The organism is Caulobacter sp. FV1ye13L, assembly GCF_058681155.1.
The window spans coordinates 1557119-1578869 of sequence record NZ_CM178732.1 but is presented as its reverse complement, the minus strand read 5'-3'; the positions used below and the strand labels follow the sequence as shown (position 1 = coordinate 1578869).

25 protein-coding genes are annotated in these 21751 nt (G+C 67.9%); 11 read left to right on the top strand and 14 right to left on the bottom strand.

The genetic code is table 11. The features are described 5' to 3' along the window. Window positions 1-146: 146 nt before the first annotated feature. Window positions 147-563 carry a DUF6491 family protein gene (locus ACW176_RS07420; RefSeq protein ID WP_492111460.1) on the top strand — a complete coding sequence of 139 codons (417 nt, stop codon included), beginning with the start codon at window positions 147-149 and terminating at the stop codon, window positions 561-563. 3 nt (window positions 564-566) lie between these two features. On the opposite strand, the gene ACW176_RS07415 is transcribed toward ACW176_RS07420, so the two are convergent. After that, window positions 567-1442 (bottom strand): 2-dehydropantoate 2-reductase, encoded by an 876-nt coding sequence (locus ACW176_RS07415; RefSeq protein WP_492111459.1) that lies wholly within the window; start codon window positions 1440-1442, stop codon window positions 567-569. A gap of 69 nt (window positions 1443-1511) precedes the next feature. Further along, window positions 1512-2552 carry a ribonucleotide-diphosphate reductase subunit beta gene (locus tag ACW176_RS07410; RefSeq protein WP_419319712.1) on the bottom strand — a complete coding sequence of 347 codons (1041 nt, stop codon included), beginning with the start codon at window positions 2550-2552 and terminating at the stop codon, window positions 1512-1514. A 133-nt stretch (window positions 2553-2685) separates the two neighbouring features. Here ACW176_RS07410 and ACW176_RS07405 point away from each other — a divergent pair, with 133 nt between their 5' ends. After that, window positions 2686-3360 carry a glutathione S-transferase family protein gene (locus ACW176_RS07405; RefSeq protein WP_492111458.1) on the top strand — a complete coding sequence of 225 codons (675 nt, stop codon included), beginning with the start codon at window positions 2686-2688 and terminating at the stop codon, window positions 3358-3360. Between the two features lie 397 nt (window positions 3361-3757). Further along, window positions 3758-4804: an aspartate-semialdehyde dehydrogenase gene (locus ACW176_RS07400; RefSeq protein WP_492111457.1), complete on the top strand. Its 1047-nt coding sequence runs from the start codon at window positions 3758-3760 to the stop codon at window positions 4802-4804. Between the two features lie 48 nt (window positions 4805-4852). Here the strand turns inward: ACW176_RS07400 and ACW176_RS07395 are convergent, their stop codons facing one another. The 3 genes from ACW176_RS07395 to ACW176_RS07385 form a co-directional block, all read right to left on the bottom strand. Then, entirely contained in the window at window positions 4853-5575 is a 723-nt protein-coding gene (locus tag ACW176_RS07395) for a M48 family metallopeptidase (protein WP_492111456.1), read from the bottom strand. A gap of 48 nt (window positions 5576-5623) precedes the next feature. Beyond that, window positions 5624-6886: a polyhydroxyalkanoate depolymerase gene (locus tag ACW176_RS07390; protein ID WP_492058425.1), complete on the bottom strand. Its 1263-nt coding sequence runs from the start codon at window positions 6884-6886 to the stop codon at window positions 5624-5626. 79 nt (window positions 6887-6965) lie between these two features. Further along, the gene (locus ACW176_RS07385; protein ID WP_492111455.1) at window positions 6966-7562 is read right to left on the bottom strand and encodes an SCO family protein; all 597 of its coding nucleotides are present in this window, start codon (window positions 7560-7562) and stop codon (window positions 6966-6968) included. Between the two features lie 55 nt (window positions 7563-7617). Here ACW176_RS07385 and ACW176_RS07380 point away from each other — a divergent pair, with 55 nt between their 5' ends. Both ACW176_RS07380 and ACW176_RS07375 read left to right on the top strand, forming a co-directional pair. Beyond that, a complete protein-coding gene (locus tag ACW176_RS07380; RefSeq protein WP_492111454.1) occupies window positions 7618-9018 on the top strand; it encodes an ActS/PrrB/RegB family redox-sensitive histidine kinase in 1401 nt (466 codons plus the stop codon). 76 nt (window positions 9019-9094) lie between these two features. After that, on the top strand, window positions 9095-9652 hold the full coding sequence (locus tag ACW176_RS07375; RefSeq protein WP_419319705.1) for an ActR/PrrA/RegA family redox response regulator transcription factor: 558 nt from the start codon (window positions 9095-9097) through the stop codon (window positions 9650-9652). Between the two features lie 137 nt (window positions 9653-9789). Here ACW176_RS07375 and ACW176_RS07370 read toward each other — a convergent pair whose 3' ends face one another. The 3 genes from ACW176_RS07370 to ACW176_RS07360 all read right to left on the bottom strand — a co-directional run bounded on the left by ACW176_RS07370 (window position 9790) and on the right by ACW176_RS07360 (window position 11627). Next, entirely contained in the window at window positions 9790-10575 is a 786-nt protein-coding gene (locus ACW176_RS07370) for an SDR family oxidoreductase (RefSeq protein WP_419319704.1), read from the bottom strand. A gap of 95 nt (window positions 10576-10670) precedes the next feature. Beyond that, a complete protein-coding gene (locus ACW176_RS07365; protein WP_492111453.1) occupies window positions 10671-10952 on the bottom strand; it encodes a 4a-hydroxytetrahydrobiopterin dehydratase in 282 nt (93 codons plus the stop codon). A gap of 33 nt (window positions 10953-10985) precedes the next feature. Then, window positions 10986-11627: an HAD-IA family hydrolase gene (locus tag ACW176_RS07360; protein ID WP_492111452.1), complete on the bottom strand. Its 642-nt coding sequence runs from the start codon at window positions 11625-11627 to the stop codon at window positions 10986-10988. Between the two features lie 145 nt (window positions 11628-11772). Here ACW176_RS07360 and ACW176_RS07355 point away from each other — a divergent pair, with 145 nt between their 5' ends. Both ACW176_RS07355 and ACW176_RS07350 read left to right on the top strand, forming a co-directional pair. Then, window positions 11773-12231: a hypothetical protein gene (locus ACW176_RS07355; protein WP_492111451.1), complete on the top strand. Its 459-nt coding sequence runs from the start codon at window positions 11773-11775 to the stop codon at window positions 12229-12231. A gap of 76 nt (window positions 12232-12307) precedes the next feature. Further along, window positions 12308-12412, top strand: a complete 105-nt coding sequence (locus ACW176_RS07350; RefSeq protein ID WP_419319699.1) for a hypothetical protein — start codon at window positions 12308-12310, stop codon at window positions 12410-12412. 84 nt (window positions 12413-12496) lie between these two features. Here ACW176_RS07350 and ACW176_RS07345 read toward each other — a convergent pair whose 3' ends face one another. Beyond that, the gene (locus ACW176_RS07345; protein ID WP_492111892.1) at window positions 12497-12988 is read right to left on the bottom strand and encodes a nucleoside deaminase; all 492 of its coding nucleotides are present in this window, start codon (window positions 12986-12988) and stop codon (window positions 12497-12499) included. A gap of 212 nt (window positions 12989-13200) precedes the next feature. Between ACW176_RS07345 and ACW176_RS07340 the strand changes: the two genes are divergently transcribed. After that, a complete protein-coding gene (locus ACW176_RS07340; protein ID WP_492111450.1) occupies window positions 13201-14625 on the top strand; it encodes a pseudouridine synthase in 1425 nt (474 codons plus the stop codon). 30 nt (window positions 14626-14655) lie between these two features. Here ACW176_RS07340 and ACW176_RS07335 read toward each other — a convergent pair whose 3' ends face one another. Beyond that, window positions 14656-15630: a CPBP family intramembrane glutamic endopeptidase gene (locus ACW176_RS07335; protein WP_492111449.1), complete on the bottom strand. Its 975-nt coding sequence runs from the start codon at window positions 15628-15630 to the stop codon at window positions 14656-14658. Between the two features lie 127 nt (window positions 15631-15757). Between ACW176_RS07335 and rsmD the strand changes: the two genes are divergently transcribed. Continuing rightward, entirely contained in the window at window positions 15758-16324 is a 567-nt protein-coding gene (gene rsmD, locus ACW176_RS07330; RefSeq protein WP_492111448.1) for a 16S rRNA (guanine(966)-N(2))-methyltransferase RsmD, read from the top strand. Here the strand turns inward: rsmD and ACW176_RS07325 are convergent, their stop codons facing one another. Both ACW176_RS07325 and ACW176_RS07320 read right to left on the bottom strand, forming a co-directional pair. Further along, window positions 16325-16600 carry a YjhX family toxin gene (locus tag ACW176_RS07325; RefSeq protein WP_492111447.1) on the bottom strand — a complete coding sequence of 92 codons (276 nt, stop codon included), beginning with the start codon at window positions 16598-16600 and terminating at the stop codon, window positions 16325-16327. It lies immediately after the preceding gene. A 293-nt stretch (window positions 16601-16893) separates the two neighbouring features. Further along, on the bottom strand, window positions 16894-17301 hold the full coding sequence (locus ACW176_RS07320; RefSeq protein WP_419319691.1) for a hypothetical protein: 408 nt from the start codon (window positions 17299-17301) through the stop codon (window positions 16894-16896). 119 nt (window positions 17302-17420) lie between these two features. Here ACW176_RS07320 and pseB point away from each other — a divergent pair, with 119 nt between their 5' ends. After that, a complete protein-coding gene (pseB, locus tag ACW176_RS07315) occupies window positions 17421-18458 on the top strand; it encodes a UDP-N-acetylglucosamine 4,6-dehydratase (inverting) (RefSeq protein WP_492058433.1) in 1038 nt (345 codons plus the stop codon). Further along, window positions 18458-19624 carry a UDP-4-amino-4,6-dideoxy-N-acetyl-beta-L-altrosamine transaminase gene (gene pseC, locus ACW176_RS07310; protein WP_492111446.1) on the top strand — a complete coding sequence of 389 codons (1167 nt, stop codon included), beginning with the start codon at window positions 18458-18460 and terminating at the stop codon, window positions 19622-19624. The genes pseB and pseC overlap by 1 nt, the downstream gene beginning before the upstream one ends. Here the strand turns inward: pseC and ACW176_RS07305 are convergent. Both ACW176_RS07305 and ACW176_RS07300 read right to left on the bottom strand, forming a co-directional pair. Then, window positions 19621-19932 (bottom strand): EthD family reductase, encoded by a 312-nt coding sequence (locus ACW176_RS07305; RefSeq protein ID WP_419319688.1) that lies wholly within the window; start codon window positions 19930-19932, stop codon window positions 19621-19623. The two genes, pseC and ACW176_RS07305, sit on opposite strands and share 4 nt — an antisense overlap. Window positions 19933-20024: 92 nt before the next feature. Beyond that, window positions 20025-21728: a hypothetical protein gene (locus ACW176_RS07300; RefSeq protein WP_492111445.1), complete on the bottom strand. Its 1704-nt coding sequence runs from the start codon at window positions 21726-21728 to the stop codon at window positions 20025-20027. Window positions 21729-21751 lie beyond the last annotated feature (23 nt).

The window sequence follows — 21751 nt, the reverse complement described above, 5'->3', positions numbered from 1 at the left end:
ACACGACAGACGGCCCGCCTCGCACCCCGAGGCGGGCCGTTTCCGTTCGGCCGCGCAGCCCTATTCAGTAATTACTGCACAAGACCGTTGACATGGGCCCGCCAAAGCCCAATCTTCAGGTCAGGGGGCTGACTAGGATGACAAAAATGCGCAAGATCATGCCTGTCACTCGCGCCGGCCTCATGGCCCTGACGGCCGCCGGCCTGCTCGCCTCGACGGCCCACGCCCAGACCAGCGCTCCGGCGCAAGCCAAGCCACGCCCGCCCTGCTTCTCGCTGTCAGACTGGCATGGCTGGAGCTCGCCACGCCGCGATGTGCTGTACATGAAGGTCCGCAACAAGGACGTCTATCGCCTGGACCTGACCAGCGGCTCCAACCAGCTGGGCTCGGCCGGCACGCATATCGTCAGTGTGGTGCGCGGCAGCGACCGGGTCTGCCATCCCATCGATCTTGACCTGCGGGTCTCCGACGGCATGGGCTTCGCCATGCCCATCCGCGCCAAGACCATCACCAAGCTGACGCCCGAAGAGATCGCCGCCATCCCCAAGAAGGACCGGCCCTAGACTCTAGGCAGCGGCCGCCGCCTTGATCAGCGCCACCACCATGGCGTTGGCCGGGGTGGGGATGCCGTGCCGGGCGCCGCGGCGCACGATCACGCCGTTGCGGGCGTCCAGCTCCATCGGCCGTCCTGCCAGGCGGTCGGCGTGCAGCGAATTGACCGAGTCCGGCGCGGCGCCGCGATAGCCGGCGATCACGGCGTCGGGGAGGTCGTCGGGCAGGTCCGCGCCCTCGGCCCGGCCCACGGCCACGCATTCGGCCACCAGGGTCCGCATCACCTGGGCCGCGCCCTCGTCATGGGCCAGGCTCGCCGGCTTCAGCACCAGGGCGTTGACCGCCCCGGCGCAGTTGAGGGCCAGCTTCTTCCACGCCTGCGTCGTGAAGTCCGCCGTGGTCGAGACCGCGATGGGGGTGTGGGCGAACAGGGCCACAAAGGCGCGGCCGGCCGCGTCGTCCGGAACCTGGATCCAGCCGTCGCGGCGCTGCAGGATGCGGCCCGGCGCACTGCGCTCGGCGGGGATGTCGACCACCGCCGGCACGATGCGGTCGGCCGGCAGGCGCTCCAGGAACGGCTCGACATGCTCGACCCCGTTGCGCAGCACGGCCAGCCGGGTCTGTGGCCCGACCAGGGCGTCCAGCCAGCCCTGCGCCGAAGCGGTGTCATAGGTCTTGGTGGCGATCAGCACCCAGTCGACGGGACGGGCCTTGGCCGGATCGGTCAGCACCGTGGGAGCGGCCGTGATCACCTCGCCGGGCGTTTGGACTTCCAGGCCGTCAAACGGGGTGCGAGCGCAGACCGTGACCGACAGGGCCGGACTCTGGGCCAGCCACGCGGCGATGGTTCCACCGACCGCGCCGGGTCCGATCAGGGCGATGGTGGTCATGGCGGCGACTCCAAAACGAAAACGCCGCCCTGATAGAGGGCGGCGTTTCCTACGTCACGTTGCGAAAAATCATTCCGCCGGCAGCGACGGCTCCGAACGCTTGGCCATCAGCTGTTCGAAGCTGGACCACACGCCTTCGCCGCCATGCCACTGACCCCGGGTCGCGGCCTTGGAATATTCGGTGGACCGCGCCTCGAAGAAATTGGCGTGCTCGACGCCGCTCAGCAGCGACTGCAGCCACGGCAGCGGGTTTTCCTTGATGCCATAGACTTCCGGCAGCTGCAGCTGGCGCAGGCGCCAGTCGGCGATGAAGCGGATATATTGCTTGATGTCTTCCGGGGTCATGCCCTGGACCTCGCCGGCCTCGAAGGCCAGGTCGATGAACTTGTCCTCCAGGGCCACCACGGTCTTGCAGCAGTCGACGATGTCGTCGGCCACAGCCTTGGTCACCGCGCCGGTCTCGGCGTTGAAGGCGTGGTAGAGCTTGATGATGCCTTCGCAGTGCAGGCTCTCGTCGCGGATCGACCACGACACGATCTGGCCCATGCCCTTCATCTTGTTGAAGCGCGGGAAGTTCATCAGCATGGCAAAGCTGGCGAACAGCTGCAGGCCCTCGGTGAAGCCGCCAAACATCGCCAGGGTGCGGGCGATGTCGGCATTGGTCTCGACGCCGAACTTCTGCATGAAGTCGTGCTTGTCGCGCATAGCCTCATATTCGAGGAAGGCCCCGAACTCGCTTTCCGGCATGCCGATGGTCTCGAGCAGCAGGGCGTAGGCCGCGATATGGATGGTCTCCATATTGGCGAACGACGACAGCATCATCTTCACTTCGGTGGGTTTGAACACCCGGCCGTAGCGCTCCATGTAGTTGTCGGCGACCTCGATATCGGCCTGGGTAAAGAAGCGGAAGATCTGCGTCAGCAGGTTCCGTTCCTTGTCATTGAGCTTGACGGCCCAGTCCTTGAGGTCCTCGCCCAGCGGCACCTCTTCGGGCATCCAGTGGACCTGCTGCTGCTTCTTCCAGAACTCGTGAGCCCACGGATAGCGGAAGGGCTTGTAGGCTGCCGAAGGCGTCAGGAGGCCAGGAAGGGTGATAAGCTTGGCGGACATCGGCAGCGGCTCCAGGGACGGGCGGACACGAATCGGACGGACGAGTTAGGCTCTCTTCGTACCGCAGCCAACAGGTTCATCTAGTGGTCAGTTGGTCGCAGCACACAACATGTTGTGGGTAGATTGCTAATCGATGGTTAACGCAGCATACACCATTTACGGCGCGCTTGGCTCGGGTTCCGTGCCTGTCGAAGCCACTTTGACCCTGCTGGGGCAGCCCTACGCGATCATAGAGGCGCCGACCTGGGAAGGCGAGTCCGAGCAGGCCAAGGTGGCCGTGGTCAACCCGCTGAAGCAGATCCCGGCCCTGGTCACCCCGGCCGGCGAGACGATCACCGAGAGCGCCGCCATGCTGATCTGGCTGGCCGACCGCCATCCGCAGGCGGGCCTGTCCCCCACCCTCGACGCCCCCGAACGCGCCCAGTTCCTGCGCTGGATGACCTTCATCCCGGCTTCGATCTACAGCCTGTTCTGGGTGCGCGATGATCCCTCGCGGCTGGTCGGCGACGACGCAGAAATGCAGGCGAAGGTGAAAGCCGCCACCGCCGACCGCATCACCAACTGCTGGGCGATGATGGAGAGCCAGTTGACGCCAGGGCGGTACCTGCTGGGCGACCAGATGACCGTGCTCGACCTCTATGTCGCGGTGATCAGCCGCTGGGGACCGAGGCGGGTGCGGTTCTACGAGGCGGCGCCGAGAATGGCGGAGGTGGTCCGGCGGGTGGACGCCGATCCTCGGCTGACGGGGTTCTGGGCGGAGCGGTTTCCGTTTTTTGACGGGTGGGAGCGGTTGGGGGCGGCGGGTTAGGGGCGGAGGCGGTCCTCCGACACGCCCACCCCTTCTCCCCTTGCGGGAGAAGGGGGCCCCGGCGAAGGCCGGGGGCGGATGAGGGGTCGCCCCGCCCTATCCGGACAGGTCTTTCAACCCCTCATCCGTCGGCTGCGCCGACACCTTCTCCCGCAAGGGGAGAAGGAAACCCGCCCTTTACGCCGCCTACCTTCACCGCTAGAAACCCCTCCGATGACTATCGCCGCGACCACTATTATGACCCCAAAAACGACCCGCTTCGGTGGGGCGTCTTCGGGTCTGTGCGCGATCTAGTCCGCATCCCGAACTCAGCCCCGCCGATGCGCGGGGCGGCTCTCACTTTCCAAGAGACCTGACAGCTCCCCGCGCCTCCGCACTTTCCAGGAGACGTACCCCCGTGAGCTTCAAGTTTTCCAGATCCAATCCCCCGCATGTCGGCGTCGTCGGCGCCACCGGTCTGGTGGGCGGCATGATGCGCGAGCTACTGGCCGAGCGCGATTTCCCGCTGGCGTCCCTGCGCCTGTTCGCCTCGCCCCGTTCGGCGGGGACGAAGATCGCGTTCCAGGGCCGCGAGATCACCGTCGAGAACGCCGAAACGGCCGACTTCGCGGGTCTGGACCTGGTGTTCTTCTCGGCCGGCGGCGACACCTCGCGCCTCCTGGCCCCGAAGGCCGCCGCGGCCGGGGCGATCGTGATCGACAACTCCTCGGCCTGGCGCGGCGATCCCGACGTGCCGCTGGTGGTGTCGGAGGTCAATCCGCATGCTCTGCGCCACATCCCCAAGGGCATCGTCGCCAATCCCAACTGCACCACCATGGCCGCCATGCCGGCCCTGAAGCCCCTGCACGAGGCCGCCGGCCTCAAGCGCCTGACGGTCAGCACCTATCAGGCCGCCTCGGGCGGCGGGGTGGCCGGCATCGAGGTGCTGGCCAAGCAGTTGGCCGCCGGCGCCAAGGGCGATGTGGCGGGCCTGGCCCTGAGCGGCGACGCCGTCGCCCTGCCCCCGCCCGAGAAGTGGGCCGTGCCCCTGGCCTATAATGTGGTGCCGCTGAACTATGTGCTGGCCGAAGACGGCTACACCGAGGAAGAGCTGAAGCTGCGCGACGAGACCCGCAAGATCCTCGAGATCCCAGGCCTGCCGGTGTCGGCTACCTGCGTGCGCGTGCCGGTGTTCACCGGCCATTCGCTGTCGATCAATGCCGAGTTCGAGCGGCCGATCTCGGTGGCGCAGGCTACCGCCCTGCTGGCCGCCGCGCCGGGCGTGGTGCTGGACGATGTGCCCAACCCGCTGGCCGCGACCGGTCAGGACCCGGTCTTCGTCGGCCGCATCCGCCCCGACCCCACCGTGGCCCACGGCCTGGCCCTGTTCGTCACCGGCGACAACCTGCGCAAGGGCGCGGCCCTGAACGCCGTGCAGATCGCCGAGGTGATGCTGGACCAATAGACGCCCGGCTCCCGTCATCCCGGAGCGGCGTGGTCGCCCGGGATGACCTCAGGCCGAGATCGCGTGCAGCTCGGCCGCATGCGCCCGTAGCCAGGCCCGGTGCGGGGCGGGATCGCCCACCAGCCGCTCGCACAGCGCCCAGAACCTGGGCCCGTGATTGGCCTCGACCAGGTGCGCGCATTCATGGGCGGCGACATAGTCGGCCACCGCCGCCGGAGCCAGGATCAGGCGCCAGCTGTAGCGGATGGCGGCCGGCGTTCCGGGCCGCGCCGCCCGGCACGAGCCCCAGCGCGCCTTGGGGTCGGCCACCGCCACCGACGGCATAGGCCGGCCCAGGGCCTGGGCGTGGATGGCGGTGCGGTCGGTCAGCACGGTCAGGGCCTCGCGCTTGGCCAGCCGCAGCACCTTAAGCCCCCAGTTGGCGTCGTCGGGCGCGACCAGCCGATCGCCGTCGATGCGCGCCCGACCGGGGCCGACCTCGAGCCTGTAAGCTTTGTCGTAGAGCCGCAGGATTCCGCCCGGCGCGACGCTGATCCGCCCTGGCAGGGCGGCCAGTTGACCGGCGATCCAGGCGGACTTTTCGTGGGCGAAGGCGACGGCTTCGGAGAGCCGGCGCGGATTGGGGGCCAGGGCCACCACTTCAGACCTCGCGCGATCGACCCGCAGCGAAATGCGCCGGGCCCGTCCGTCGACCTTCAGCCGCACGGGGCAGCCGGCCACGTCCAGCCGGTCGCCGTCGGAGAAGCGCTGAGCAGCGGTAAACAGACCCATGCCCCTACATCGCGTCTAGACGACGACGATGCAAGGCAGGCGGCGCGGTCAGGCCTCGTCGGGGAAGTTGGGATCGCTCTTGCGGATGAACGCCCGCACGCGCGGATAGATCTCCTCGCGGAACCGGCGACCGTTGAAGACGCCATAGTGACCAACGCCGGGCTGGACATAGTCGGTCTTCATGTCGTCGGGCAGGTTGGGCGTCAGGCCGTGGGCGGCCTGGGTCTGGCCGATGCCCGAGATGTCGTCGTTCTCGCCTTCCACCGTCATCAGGCCGATGTCGGTGATCAGGTCGGGCCGCACCAGCTTGCCGCGATGCATCAGCTCGCCCTTGGGCAGCAGGTGCTGCTGGAAGACGATGTCGATGGTCTGCAGGTAGAACTCTTCGGTCAGGTCCAGGACCGACAGGTACTCGTTGTAGAATTCCAGGTGCTTGTCGGCGCTGTCGCCATCGCCCTTCACCAGGTCCTGGAAGTAGCGCTTGTGGGCTTCCTGGTGCTTGGCCTTGTTCATGCTCATGAAGCTGGCCAGCTGAACGAAGCCCGGATAGACCCGCCGGCCCGCGCCCACATAGGGCGGCGGCACGGTGTAGATCATGTTGGACTGGAACCAGGCGAAGGGCTTTTCCTCGGCCAGGTTGTTGGTCACGGTCGGCGACAGGCGCGCATCGATCGGCGAGCCCATGAAGGTCATGCTGGCCGGGCGCGAGGGGTGATTGTCGGCGGCCATCAGGGCGGCGGCGGCCAGAACCGGCGGGCCGGGCTGGCAGACGGCCACGACATTGGGGCGCGGCCCCAGCACGGCCAGCATCTGGATGATGTGATCGATATAGTCGTGGAAGTCGAAGCGGCCTTCCAGCATCGAGACTTCGCGGGCATTGACCCAGTCGACGATGAACACCGCGTGGTCGGGCAGGAAGGCCTCGACCGTACCCCGGAGCAGCGTCGCGTAGTGTCCCGAGAGGGGCGCGACGATCAGCACGGCGGGATCGAGGCTGAACTTCCCGGCCCGGCGCATGTCGGCCATGTCGCGGTCGAACTGGATGACCCGGGCCCAGGGGCTTTCCCAGACCACGGTGGGACGCACCCGCACATCGACCTGGCCGACCTTGATGGTGTCGATATTCCAGGCCGGCTTGCCGTATCGCCGCGTGACGTTCGAGAACAGGTCGGCGCCGGCGTGCATGCGGCGGCCAAGGTCGGTGTTGGCGGCGGGGTTTAGCGGCGAGCCCCAGAAGTCGCGCGCGACGCGGGCCGCTTCGCGCAAGGGGGAGGAGGCGTAATAGGCCGCTTCATGAAGGGCGTAGAGCATGGCGCATCCAATATGTTGCGCCGCAGCATAGCATGGCGAAACCTAAGAAAGTCCAACGAAGATGCGCGCCCGCCCGGGATCAGCCCTCGCGCATGGCGTCGTTGATGCGGCGGGCGATGTCTTCCGGCGGCAGGTTGTAGGGGATCACGGTGCGGAAGCGGCCCTTGGGGTCCATCAGATAGATCGCCGTCGAGTGGTCGATCGTATAGCCGGGACCGTCGCCGACCTTGGCGTAATAGACGCGGTAAGCCTTGGCCGCCGCCGCGACCTGCTCAGGCGTTCCCGTCAGGCCAAGCGTCGACTTGGGCACGTAGTCGGCCGTGAGATAGGCCTTCATCTGCTTCACGTCGTCGCGGCCCGGATCGACCGAGACGAAGACGATCCGCAGGTCTTCGGCCTTCTTGGGACCCAGGATGTCGGTGGCCGCCGCCAGGCCCTGCAGGGTGCCGGGGCAAACGTCGGGGCAATAGGTGAAGCCGAAAAACACCGCGCTCCACTTGCCCTTCAGGGCCTTTTCAGTGGTCGGGGCGCCGTTCTGGTCGACCAGCTGGAAGGGTCCGCCCACCGCAGCAGGGCCGCTTGCCGACTTGAACACGCCGGCCCGGAAGGCCAGGCCCGTGGCGAAAATCGCGGCGATCAGACAGGCCAGAATCAGGATGATGCGGTGACGAGGCATGGGCATTTTTCCTTTGGCTCTCGCCAGACGCGAAAATCTGGCCTTATCCTGCGACATGGCTGACGTTTCGTTCGCAAGAGCGCCCGAAGACCAGCGTTCGAGGGGGCTCGATAGGCCGGGTGAAGATCCGGCGCAAGATGATGGCTGGTCCTGGGCCGCTCCCGGACTGCGTCGCGGACGTCTGCGGGTTCGTTCCCTGCTGGCCCAGCGCTGGCTGGCCGTAGCGGGCCAGACTGCGGCCCTGCTGTTCGTCGGCATGGTGCTGAAGCTGGAGATTCCCTGGGCCCTGTGCTTTTCGCTGATCGCCCTGTCAGCCTGGCTCAATGTGCTGCTGAGCCTGGCCTCAAGCGGTCAGAGGCTGGCCCGCGAGGGCGAGGCCACGGCCCAGATCGCCTTTGACATCCTGCAGTTGTCAGGCCTGCTGTACCTGACCGGCGGGGTGCATAACGCCTTCTGCCTGCTGCTGATCGCGCCCGTCACTCTGGCGGCGGCCACCCTGCCCGCCCGCTACGCCCTGTGTCTGGCGCTGCTGGCCATCGCCAGCACGGTGCTGCTGGCCTTTTTCCACCTGCCGGTTCCCATGATGGCGGGCGCGCCGCCGATGGTGGAGCCGCCGCTGGTGCAGCAGGCCATCATGATCCTGGCCCGGATCATGGGCATCGTCATCACCGGCGCCTATGCCTGGCAGGCGGCCAGCGAATCCGCGCGGATGGAGCTGGCCCTCAACGTCACCGAGACGGTGCTGGCTCGCGAGCAGAGGCTGTCGGCCCTGGGCGCCCTGGCCGCCGCCGCCGCCCACGAACTGGGCACCCCCCTGGCGACCATCTCGGTGGTCGCCCGCGAAATGGCCCGCAACGCCCCCGACGACCAGACCCGCGAGGACGCCGAGCTGATGATCGGCCAGGCGGCGCGCTGTCGCGAGATCCTCCAGCGCCTGACCGAGATGCCCGAGGCCAAGGACGCCGTGCACGAGCGCATGAGCCTGGTCCAGCTGGTCCAGGACGTCATCGAGCCGCACCTGGTGCACGGCGTGCGCGTCGAGGCCGTGGTCAACGGCCCGTCCGGGGAATCCGCGCCCGACATCTGGCGGCGGCCCGAGGTGATCCACGCGATGACCTCCATCGTCGAGAACGCCGTCGACTTCGCCCGCGCCGAGGTGCTGGTCATCGCCCGCTTCGACCCGCGCTCAATCGTCATCGAGGTGCGCGACGACGGTCCCGGCTTTTCGGCCGAGGTGCTGGCCAAGCTGGGCGAGCCCTATGTAACCACCCGTCCGGGGGCCGAGGGCTCGCGCACGGGCCATATCGGCATGGGTCTGGGCTTCTTCATCGCCAAGACCCTGCTGGAACGGACAGGGGCCACGGTGGATTTTCGCAATGGTCGGCGCGGCGGGGCGGTAGTCTCGGCGCGCTGGCCCCGGTCGGCGCTTGAGGCCTCTGGTTACACAGGGGCTTGATGCCTGGCCGGGAAGGACAACATGATGCTTTATGAGTGTACTCGGTTGAGTACGGGCGCGGGGAGGCGCTGAAGTCATGGCGGATATTAGTGAGCTGGTTGCGGCCCTGCCCGACAAGACGCTTCTGCTTCTCGACGACGATGCGCCCCTGCGCACGCGCCTGGGACGCGCGCTGGAGCAGCGGGGGTTCGTGGTGACCCTGGCCGCCTCGGTGGCCGAAGCCTTGGCCCTGCTGCGCGTTCACGCCCCCGCCCACGCCGTGCTCGACATGCGGCTGGAAGACGGCACGGGGCTGAAGGTCGTCGAGGCGGTGCGCGACGCCCGGCCCGACGCCAAGATCATCATGCTCACCGGCTATGGCAATATCGCCACCGCCGTGGCGGCCGTGAAGGCCGGGGTGGTCGACTATCTCTCCAAGCCGGCCGACGCCGATGAGGTGGCCCGCGCCCTGCTGGCCGCCAAGGACGCCGCGCCGGTGCCGCCGGACAACCCGATGAGCGCCGACCGCGTGCGGTGGGAACATATCCAGCGGGTCTATGAAATGTGCGGCCACAACGTGTCTGAGACCGCGCGCCGCCTGAACATGCACCGCCGGACCCTGCAGCGGATCCTGGCCAAGCGGGCGCCGCGGTAAGGGCAAGACAATCCTCCCCCCGACGGGGGAGGTGGTCGCGTAGCGACCGGAGGGGGAAGTGATGCGGAACCCCCGCTGATACTTCCCTCTCCGTCGCCTGTGGCGACACCTCTCCCATCAGGGAGAGGATCTCCAGATCACATCGCCGAAATGCCGCCGTCGACCTTGATCTCGGCGCCGGTCATGAACTTGCTCTCGTCGCTGGCGAGGTAGAGCACGGCGTTGGCGATGTCGTTGGGCTCGCCGATCCGGCCCAGCGGAACCTGCCGCGCCAGCTTGGCGTGAGCCTCTTCCTTGCCGAACCGGGCGGTAAAGCCGTCGAGGATCGGCGTGTCGATGAAGGTCGGGTGGATCGAGTTGGAGCGGATATCCAGCTTCATCTTGGCGCAGTACAGCGCGATGTTCTTGGACAGCAGCCAGACCGCCGCCTTGGAGGCGTTGTAGGCCGGCGAATTGCCATTGGCGATCAGGCCGGCGATCGAGCTCAGATTGATGATCGAGCCCGGCTGATGGGCCCGCATGTGGGTCAGGGCGTGCTTGGCGCCCAGGAAGACCGAGTCGACATTGACCGACATCACCTTCTTCCAGAGGGCGAAATCGAGGCTCTCGATCGGACCATCGCCGCCGATGCCGGCATTATTGACCAGCACCGACAGGCCGCCCATGGCCTGGGTGGCCTTCTCAAGCACCGCGATCCATTCGTCTTCCTGGGTGACATCCAGCTCAAAGGCGAAGGCCGTGCCGGCGCCGTGGGCGGCGTTGATCTCGTCGGCGACCGCCTGGGCTCCGGCCAGGTTGATGTCGGCCAGGCTGACCTTGGCGCCCTGGCTGGCCAGCATGCGCCCCGCCGCCGCGCCCAGACCCTGGGCCCCGCCGGTGATGAAGGCCTTCTTGCCGGCGACCCGGCCCGTGTTCTGCGCCATTTGGCGTCCTCCCAATTATTCAAACATTAGTTTGAACTGGAAGGGGTCGGGGCGGAAGGGGGAAACGGTTTTGGAGGCGGCGTCCGACGTTGGCGCTAAGCCACTGAGTCCATGAACGTCGCCAAAGCCAGGTCCAGCTCCGTCACGCCATCGGCGTCATGGGTGGTCAGCAGCACCTCGACCCGGTTGTAGACATTGAACCATTCGGGATGGTGATCCAGCTTGTCGGCCATCAGGGCCACCCGGGTCATGAAGCCGAAGGCGGCATTGAAATCGGCGAACTTGAACGTCTTGGTGATGGCGTCCTTGTCCGGCGCGGCGTTCCAGCCCGAAAGCTGCGCAACAGCGGCGGCGGCGCCGATCCGGGGGCGTGACATGGCAAGTCCTGACGCGAAGGGATGATCCCCCCTTCAGAACGCCAATCCGGTCGCCTTCGCAAGGTCGGCGAGCAGCTGATCCTCGCTGGAGACCTTGATCGCGGTCATGCCCAAGGCGGCGGCCGGTTTGCAGTTGACCCCCAGGTCGTCGAGATAGACGCAGTTCTTCGGCGCGACGTTCAGGGCCTCGCACATCATCAGATAGATGCGCGGATCGGGCTTGCGGACCCCGGCCTTGGAGCTTTCGATCACCACCGCGAAATGGCCCATGATCTCGCCGACGGCGGCGGCCTTTTCGGCGCTCGAGGCCATGCCCGCCCCGTGACCGGTGGTGACATTGTTGGTGATGCAGCCGACCTTGAACCGCGCCTTGCAGGCCAGCATCGCCGCCAGCACCCGGGGGCGCAGGTCGCCATACAGCAGCGGCAGGACATCGGCGCCGCGCACCGCGTGGCCCAGGAGCGTGGCCTCTTCCAGGAACAAGGCGTCAAAGCCCGCCGCGTCGATCTCGGACCGTTCGAACCGCGCCCAGGCATTGGTGTCAGGGTCGGTGGAATTGACCGTGCGGATGAAGTCGGTCGGCAGGCCCCGCTGCGCCTCGTAGCGGCGGAAAGCCTCGAACGGCGAGGTGGTGAAGACACCGCCGAAATCCCAGATCACCGCCTCGATCGCCATGCAGCCCTCAAACAGTTGTTTGATCGACGGTAGGGCGCGGCTCGACGCGAGGCAAGCGCCTGCGGTGACGCTCCGTTCGCGCGCCGGGTGAACCCGCAGGCCGTTAACCTTTGTTAATGCTTTGCTGCCGGTCCAGGAGCGTTCCATGATCTTTTCCCGCCTGTCCTTCTGTCTCGCCGCAGCCGGCGCCCTGCTCGCCGGAGCCGCCATGGCTGGAGATTTCGATCAGGGCTTTAGGGGCGGCGCCCCGGTGTCGCGACCCGGACTGCCGCTGGATCCGGAACTGCTGCCGCCCAACACCGGGCCTGGCGATTGCGTGACGCGCCGGGTCACCGGCCCCGGCGGCGCCTATCGCTGGGACCGCGTGGACTGCGAGGCCGAACGCGGCTGGACCGGCCTTGACCCGTGGGGTTATGGCCGCCGGCCGCTTGAGGTCGAGACCCTGCCGGCCCATCACGCCGATCGCTACGGCGGCGGCCACGATCCGCGCGCCCAACACCGGCAGGAAGACCGCTACGGCCCCGGCCCCTCGCGGTTTACCGAGTACCGCGTCGCCGGCCGCGACGCCGACGGCTTCCTGGTCTGGCCCGGAAAACGACCCTGACCTTTGACCCTAACCTTGGCCTGAGCCTTGCGGGCGGTCCTTCCCGACGAACCAATTTGGGACGGGGGACCTGAACATGCGCACGCCAACCAAGCCATTCTTCAAACGCTACGAGCTGATCGCCATCGCCGCCTTCGTAGTGGCCGCCATCGGTATCAGCAGCCTCGGCATCGTCTACTAGGGACCTTCCGGCCAGGCATCCTGGCGCCGGAATGGAACAGGACCGCCCGGCCCGCGCCTTGTGCCGGGGCGGGTAGAGGGGTGATCAGGTCGCCGGCTTTGGCCGCCCCCGCCGTTCGCGGAAGAAGCCCCGCAGCAGGTCGGCGCTTTCCTGGGCCATCACCCCGCCCGTCACCTCCGGCCGCCAGTGGCAGGTCGGCTGGGCGAAGAAGCGCGGGCCGTGAACCACGGCGCCGCCCTTGGGATCTTCGGCTCCGAACACCACCCGTCCGATCCGCGCATGGCTGATCGCGCCGGCGCACATGGCGCAGGGCTCCAGAGTCACGACAAGCGTCAGATCGGTCAGCCGATAGTTTTCCAGCTTGGCCGCCACCTGCCGCATCACGGCGATCTCGGCATGCGCCGTCGGGTCATGGGCGGCGATCGGACCGTTGCCTGCGACGCCCAGGACCTCGCCGCTCTTGGGATCAAGGATCACCGCCCCGACCGGCGTCTCGCCGCGCGCGGCGGCGGCGCGGGCTTCGTCCAGGGCGATGGCCATGGCGGCTTCATCGGTCAGGCGCAGAGGATCGGAAATGGTCTAGCCCTCCAAGGCCAGCAAGGTGACGCGGCGGGCCTGAAGACAGCGAAGCCGCAGCGCAGACTTCAGGGTCGCCTCGAAGATCACCGACTTTCAGTATGTCATTTTCAGAACGGCGCAAACGCCGCAACCTTGATCCTGACCGCGTTCGGTGCGCATTTGGCGTCCAGCCCATCGAGAGATGCGCCCTGCCCTTCGAAGGACCGACCATGAGCGACTTACCCCCCAACACGCCCCACGACCCTCTGTACGAGCCCGGTCACGATGGCGACCTCGACGATCCGTCGACGGGCGAGCGCGTCGCCAAGGCCCTGGCCCGCGCGGGTGTGGCCTCGCGTCGCGAGGTCGAGCGGCTGATCGAGGCCGGCCGCGTCGCCATCAATGGCAAGGTCCTGACCACCCCGGCGGTGAAGGTGGGCCCCGGCGACTTCCTGACCGTCGACGGCAAGTTGGTGGCCGAACGCGAGCCGACACGGCTATTCCGCTACAACAAGCCCACTGGTCTGATGACCACCCACAACGATCCCAAAGAACGCCCGACGGTGTTCCAGGCCCTGCCGCGCGAACTGCCGCGCCTGATCTCGGTGGGGCGCCTTGACCTGAACTCCGAAGGCCTGCTGCTGCTGACCAATGACGGCGAGCTGTCGCGCAAGCTGGAAGCGCCCAACAATGGCTGGGTGCGCCGCTATCGCGTCCGCGCCTTTGGCCATACCGATCAGGCGCGGCTGGACCGGCTGAAGGACGGCGTCACCATCGAGGGCGTGCGCTATGGCCCGATCGAAGCCAAGGTCGACAAGGCCCAGGACAAGGCCGGCGGCGGCAAGAACATCTGGATCACCATCTCGCTGACCGAGGGCAAGAACCGGGAAATCCGCCGGGTGCTCGAGCATCTGGACCTGAAGGTCAATCGCCTGATCCGCCTTTCCTATGGCCCGTTCGCCCTGGCCACCCTGATGCCGGGCCAGGTGGAAGAAGTCGGCCCCCGGGTGATCCGCGAGCTGCTGGCCGGGCTGGTGGCCGAGGAAGACATGCCCACCGGCGACAAGCCGCAGTTCATGGGCGTGGCCGATCCTCTGCACGCGCCGGGCACCGCCAAGGGCGGCGAACTGCAGCGCCGGGCCATCAAGTCCGCACCCCTGCCCAAGGTTCTCGAACCCGGTGAGCGGACGCTGGAAAAGCCGGTCTACAAGGCCGGCTGGGCCAAGCCGAAGAAGAAGGTCGTCATCGCCGGCGTCAAGCCGATCAAGCGCGCGCCCAAGTCGATCGAGAGCAAGATGATCGGCCCCAAGCCGGACCATCTGACCCCGCGTGGGGCCAAGACCGCGACGGGCCCTAAGTCGTTCGGGTCCAAGGCGGCGGGCGGCGTGGCCGGGGCCAGGTCCTTCGACAAGGCGGCGGCCGGCAAGCCCTCAGCGGCGAAGCCGGCGCGCGCCTTTGGTTTCGACGCCCGGTCAGCCGAACCGGGCAAGACAGGCGCAAAGGTGTTCGCCAGGCCCGCAAGCGCGGGCGGCAAGCCCTTCAGCAAGCCCGGCGCCAAACCGGCCGCCGAGACGTCGTCCCGCTCGGCCCCTGCCGCGTTCGAGACCAGGCCGGGCGCGCCGCGTCCGTACAAGGGCCCCAAAAAGCCACGCTAGGCTTGGGCGTCGTCGGCCCTTGCGCCGGCGTTAGATCGTGGCCGTGTCGCGGCTGCCAAACCAGCGGGTGACGATGGGCCAGCGCACCACCGCTTCGGCCAGCAGGGCGTAGCCGGCCCCGATCCCGACCGCGCCGACCAGTGAGGTCAACTGGAACGGATGCAGCGCCTCGGGGGTCAGGGACAGGGGACGTAGCAGCAGCAGGATGACGATGTTGTTGGCCGCGTGGGCGCCGATCGCCAGCTCGATGCCGCCGGTGCGCAGGGTCATCCAGGTCAGACCCGCGCCCATGGCCGCCCGGATCAGGAAGGCGCCGGGATTGGGGTCAAAGTGGATCAGCGCGAACAGCAGGCCATTGACCGCCATCAGGATCACCGGACTGCGCGTGAACGCGCCGGCGTGCTTCAGCAGCCAGCCCCGGAACACGATCTCCTCGGCGGCGGCGGCGATCACCAGCAGCATGATGGCGAAGCCGGCATAGGTGGCGCGCCCCAGGCTTGTCGAGGCCAGAGCCAGGATCGGCGGCGTCGGCGCGCCCGCGCCCAGACTGGCGGCGACGATCACCAGCGCCACCATGATCGCGCCCACCAGAACCAGCCCCGCAACCAGCAGACGGGTGCGAAAGACACCGCCCACGACGGCATAGCCACGGATCGGCCGATGGCTCAGCCCGGCGCTCACGGCGACGAAGGCCAGGGCGGCGGCGCCATTGACCCCGGCCAGCACCGACAGCAGAAACAGCGAAGCCAGACCCTCGGTCTCGGCCCGGGCCGGCTGGTCGAACACGGCAAACAGCGCGGCGGCGGCCGGCGCGCCGTCAAGGCCGCTGACCACCACCATCACCAGCAGGCAGGCCGAGGCCGCGCCCAGCACGGCGGCGGCGACGGCGGCCAGCACGCCTACCGGGACTGCGACGGCCAGACGGCGCGCGTCGCGATCATAGGGCGTCAGGTCGGCGAGAAACCTCGACTCCCGCATCGCTTCGAAGATCGCCGCTATCGCCATCGCGTTTTCTGACACCCCTGTTCTTGGAGCGACTAAGAGAGCGCCCATCAAAACTTGTAAAGCGTCCGGCTTGCCGTGGCCCCGCAACAGCGGCACACACGCCGATCCAGACAGGGATTGCAGCCCAATGCGCATCGTTTCCGGCCAGTATCGCGGCAAGGCCATCGTCGCCCCGCCCGGCGACGCCACCCGGCCGACCTCCGACCGCGCGCGCCAGGCGGTGTTCAACATCCTGGAACACGCCGCCTGGGCGCCGGAGTTGCACGGTGCGCGCGTCGTCGACCTGTTCGCGGGCTCGGGCGCCCTGGGACTGGAAGCCCTGTCGCGGGGCGCGGCCTTCTGCCTGTTTGTCGAGACCGCCGATCCGGCGCGCGGCGCGATCCGCGAGAACATCGACGCCATGAATCTGTTCGGCGCCACACGCGTGCATCGCCGCGACGCCACCGATCTTGGCCTGCCGCCGTCCAGCGTCGGCGCGCCGTTCGACATCGCCTTCCTGGATCCACCCTACGCCAAGGGCCTGGGCGAGAAGGCCCTGGCCCAGTTGCTGGCCCATGGCTGGCTGAAGCCCGGCGCCATCGTGATGTTCGAGCGCGGCCGCGACGAGCCCGAGCCCGCCACGCCCGGCTTCACGGTCTTGGACACGCGCGACTATGGCGCCGCGCGTGTCCTGTTCCTCAAGCTGGCCGCGTAGCTACCAGCCGCGCGCGGTGACGCGGTTGTCCAGCTGCGACCTCAGGCTGACGGCGCCTTCCCGCGTGATGCGGTAGGGGCCGCCGCCGCTGCTGGCGATCAGTCGCCGCTTCTTCAGCGACTTGAAGACCCTCAGCGAGCAGTCGCTCAGCCGCCAGCCCTCGCGGGTGAGGCAGTCGACGTCGATGAGGCGGCCTTTGTCGTCGCGTACGGGTTCGATGCGGGCGCCCTGCGCCAGGGCGTGCAGCGTGCGTTGCTGCGCTTTGGAGATGTTCAAGGAGATTGTCCGAGGATCGAGGCGTGGGAACGCAAACCCCCGGATCTCGGAGAGACCCGCTCATTCTCGGAGTACGGACACGACTGGGCGCATCCGCAGGGGCTGCGGACGGATCAGGGCCTGATCGACTTGCGAACCGGAGGGTTCGGAGCCTGTTAGGCCCGGGCCTCGCTTACAATCTCGGACATAAAACCACCGTTGGAGTGACGGGCCATCCTAGCTCCAGGACGCCGAAACTCAAGCTCATCCCATGGCCACCCGGCCCGGTGCAGGCCGCGGAAGCGCAGGATGGATCAGTTCATGAGCGCCGAGCCCAGCAGCACCCGGCTGCCGGACTTGCCCAGCACCTTGTCGGCCGTCTTCTGCATTTCCCGCGACAGGTAGTCGACGTCCGGCGGATCGCCGCGCCGCATGCCCGAGGCGTAGGTCATCAGCACCTGGGCGAAGGCGGCGCGCAGGCGTGGCTCCGACTGCTGGGCGCGCTCCATCAGCTTGGGGTCCTTGGCCTCGATGCCGGCTTCAAGCGTCAGCACGCCGCGTCGCCCATCCCGCCGCAGGGCGACCGCAGTCAGGGGCTTGAAGGCGAAATAGGTGACGGGCGCCTTCTCCTCCTTCTTGGCGGAACTGGCCAAGGCCGGAGACGCCGAGGCCGCCAGGACGCTGGCAAGAACGAGCGGAAGAAGGGTCAGGGCGCGGCGCATGCGGTATGCTTAGCAAGACGTGGTTGACGTCCTCTTTACGCCTAGGCGCGACAAAGGAGCGTTAACCACGAATCGCAATCCTCGCGACTCTTCGCGGCGGGGGCGGTAGGAGGCTGAACTTGGGCCGTTTTTTCCCGAAAACCCTCGATCTCGACGGCAAGGTGATCCTGATCACCGGCGGCACCGGCTCTTTTGGCCGACGGTTCATCGAGACGGTTCTGAAGCTCTCGAACCCGCGGAAGGTCATCGTCTACTCCCGCGACGAATTGAAGCAGAGCGACATGCAGATGGAGCTGCGCGAGCAGTTCGATGACGCGACCTATGCCAAGATGCGCTTCTTTCTGGGCGACGTGCGTGACCGCGAGCGCCTGACCCTGGCCCTGCGCGGGGTCGACATTGTCATCCACGCCGCCGCCCTCAAGCAGGTGCCGGCGGCCGAATACAACCCGTCCGAATGCATCCACACCAATGTGCTGGGGGCCGAGAACGTGGTCTGGGCCAGCCTGACCAACGGCGTGAAAAAGGTGGTGGCCCTGTCGACCGACAAGGCCTGCAACCCGATCAATCTGTACGGGGCCACCAAGCTGGCTTCGGACAAGACCTTCGTGGCCGCCAACAACCTGTCGGGCGATATCGGCACCCGCTTCGCGGTGGTCCGCTATGGCAATGTCGTCGGCTCGCGCGGCAGCGTCGTGCCGCTGTTCAAGCGCCTGCTGGCCAACGGCGCCACCGAGCTGCCGATCACCGACGCGCGCATGACCCGCTTCTGGATCACCCTGAACGAAGGCGTCAATTTCGTGCTCTCGTCGCTGGACCTGATGCGCGGCGGCGAAATCTTCGTGCCCAAGATCCCGTCCATGACCATGCCCGATCTGGTCAAGGCCATGTCGCCGACCGCCGGGGTCAAGGTCATCGGCATCCGGCCGGGCGAAAAGCTGCACGAGATGATGATCAGCGCCGACGACGCGCGCGCCACCGTGGAGCTCTCCGACCGCTATGTGATCGAGCCCACCTTCGTCGAATATCCGCGCAAGCGCTTTGGCCCCGAGGACGGCGCCAAGCCGGCCGAGGAAGGCTTCTGCTACAGCAGCGACAACAATGACGACTGGCTGTCGGCGCAGGGCCTGCTGGCCATGCTGGAGGAGAAGGCGCGCTGATGACGGGAGCCCCGTTCCTCCCCTACGGTCGCCAGACCATCGAGGACGACGACGTCGCCGCCGTCGCCGCCGCCCTGCGCGCCGACTTCCTGACCACCGGCCCGACGGTCGAAGCCTTCGAGACCGCCTTCAAGACCAAGGTCGGGGCCGAGCACGCCATCGCGGTGAGCAACGGCACCGCAACCCTGCACCTGGCCATGCTGGCCCTGGGCGTCGGTGAAGGTGACGTCTGCATCGCACCGTCGATCACCTTCCTGGCGACCGCCAACTGCGCCCGCTATGTCGGGGCCGAGGTGCTGTTCGCCGACGTTGATCCGCATTCAGGCCTGATGACCCCCGACACCCTGGCCGCCGCTCTGGCGCGGTGCGGCGACCGGCCGGTCAAGGCGATCCTGCCCGTCCACCTGCGCGGCGACATCTGCGACCTGCCGGCGATGCGCGGCATGGCCAGCGCGGCCGGGGCGATGCTGGTGGAAGACGCGCCCCACGCCCTGGGCTCGGTCGGAACTTTCGACGGCGTGGAGCATCCGGTCGGCGACGGCGCTTACTCGGCCTTCGCCAGCTTCTCGTTTCACCCGGTCAAGACGCTGGCCACCGGCGAGGGCGGCATGCTGACCACCAACGACGCCGACCTCGCGGCGCGCGCCCGGTCCCTGCGCGGTCACGGCATGGTGCGGCCGCCGGGGGCGGATCCCTGGTGGTACGAGATGCCGGAGATCGGCTTCAACTATCGCATCCCCGACGTGCTGTGCGCCCTGGGCCTGTCGCAGCTGGCCAAGCTGGACCGCTTCGTCGCGCGCCGCCGGGCCCTGACCGCGCTCTATGTCGAACGGCTGGAGGCGCTGTCGCCCCGCGTGCGCCTGGCGACCAGCCCGGACTATTCCGACGCGGCCCTGCACCTGCTGACCGTGCTGATCGATTTCGACGCCCTGGGGATCACCCGCCGGATGGTGGTCGATGGCCTGAAGGCCCACGGAGTCGGCACGCAGGTTCACTACATTCCGGTGCACCAGCAGCCCTACTACGCCAAGCGCTACGGCGCGCTCGACCTGCCCGGCGCCCAGGCCTGGTACGATCGCTGCCTGACCCTGCCGCTCTATCCGACCATGGCCGACAGCGATGTGGATCGCGTGGTCGAAGCGCTGGGCAGGGTGTTGCCCCGCTAGACCAGCGCGCTGACCTGGGCGATCGGCTGGAGGTTGGTGAACTTGGCCACATCGGCCAGCACCTCGGCGGCGCGTGGCCCGCCCATCGAGGCCTGCAGGGCGGCGGCGTCGCGGAACGCCAGATGCGCCATCGCGATGAAGGGCGCGGGGCCGCCATCGCCCGCCGACAGACCCTTGAACACCTGCACACCCGTCAGGCCTGTCGAGGCGAAGGCCTCGTGGACGAGCGGGATGTGGGTGGCGTTGTAATAGTCATGGTCGAAATGCGCGCCGTCGGCCGCCGCATAGAGCACGCTGAAGATCACCATGTGTCCATCCCCGGGTCGCCACGGCCCTGTTGGCGCGGCTCCGGACCCAGCTTAGGCATCCCCGGGCGTGTCGCAAGCCGCGCAGGCGCGCGTCAGGCGGCCTGGGCGCTCTGCATCAGGCCCCTGAGCAGATCCATGGTCGCCGGTGAGGCCGCCAGTTCCTCGCGGGCCGCCGGATCTCGGGCCAGCTTGAAGGCTTCCATCTTGGCCCGGTCGGCCACCGGCCCCGTGGGGCCGGCCTCGCCCGTGGCCAGCTTGACCAGCAGGGCCAGGCGATGAGCCAGCGGCGCCGGGGCGCGGACCAGCATGGCCAGCAGCCGGCTGTCGATCTCGACCTGCGAGCCCAGTTCGCCGAGCTTGTTGCACAGGGGTTCGTAGTCTTCGCGCACCAGGCCCGACCGCGTGACGGTCTTTTGCAGGCCGGCCAGCGCCGCCAGCTTCGCGGCCGGCGAATCGGGGCCCTGCCGCAGTTCCTTTTCAAACCGCAGGGCGGTGATGTTGGCGCTTAGCCAGCGGGCGGCCTGACGCTTGTTGACCGCGCCCATGACGTTCTCGGCCAGGCGGATCAGGATCACGACCTCCTCGCGGGCCGAGCGGTCGCGCCCGAGCAGGGCCTCGATGAACTCGCCGTTGAGCAGGGTCTTGGAGCGAACGGTGAAGGCGGCCTGAATGTCTTCGGGCGGCAGAATGCGTCCGGCGGCGGCCGTCAGGCTCATGGCCAGGGCGCGCAGATATTCGATCTCGGCCTCGGCGTCGGTGGGCTTGAGCCGGCGTACACCGTTCAGTTCGGCCAGCACCCGCTTGGCGATCGCCGCGCGGACGGGGGCGAAATGATCGCCGCTCAGCCATTCGCTGAGCCGCTTGGCCGTGCCGGAAAGCTCGGGCATGCAGGCGCGGACCTGGGCCTGCATGCGGATCAGGGCCTCGACCTGGGCGCCGCCCGTCAAGCGGGTCATGGCCGCCAGGGTGGATCCAAGATCGTTGGCCGTGCCCAGCAGGTCGGCCATGCCGGCGCGCGAACCGATGATCTCGGACAGGGGCTGTTCGATGGCGTGCAGGGCCAGGGCGCGGGGACCCGGTTCGGTCGGGGCGGCGTCGGCCAGATCCAGCAGGCGGGCGATCTTGTCGGACCAGCTGACGCCGGGCGCGATCGAGGCGGCGACGCCGGCCCCCAGCAGGAAGGCGCGGTCAGGATCGGTGGCCAGGCGCGTGGCGGCCTTGGCGAACCCTTCCTTGTCGAGGTCCGGCAGTTGGCCCTTCTTGAAGGCCTTCATCAAATTGGCGACCGAGCGCTCGACCAGACCCTGGAAGGTGCGGATCAGTTCGTGGACCGACATCCCCCGCGCTTCGGCCTCGGGAATGGCGATCTTTTGCAGGGCGTGCTGCAGGTCGGTGCCGGAGGCTTCCAGCTTCTCGACCAGGTCGGGGCGGTGCAGCAGTTCGAACGGCGTGGCGTTGTGCCGGGCCAGCCAGCCCTCGAGCAGGCGACCTATCCGGTCGCGGGCGTGGGCGGTATAGAGATCTGCCGGCTGGACGCAGAGGGGATCGAGATCCTCGACCTCCTTCTTGGGCTTGCCGCCATCGACCATGCCCTTGGTGAAGATGGCGATGGATCTGTATTCGCCGGACTCGCGGTCCAGGGTTTCCTTGCTGACCCGAACGGCGACGGCGCGGCCCGACGTCAGGCATTCCTCGGCGTTCTGGAGCGCAGCCGTGCGAACTTCCGTGGCCATTTCCAGGACCCACTGTGCGCCGGCCTTGCGGCGCACGAAAAGTTCGTAATGGACGTCACTCATGGGCTAGGGGCTCCCGTAGCCTC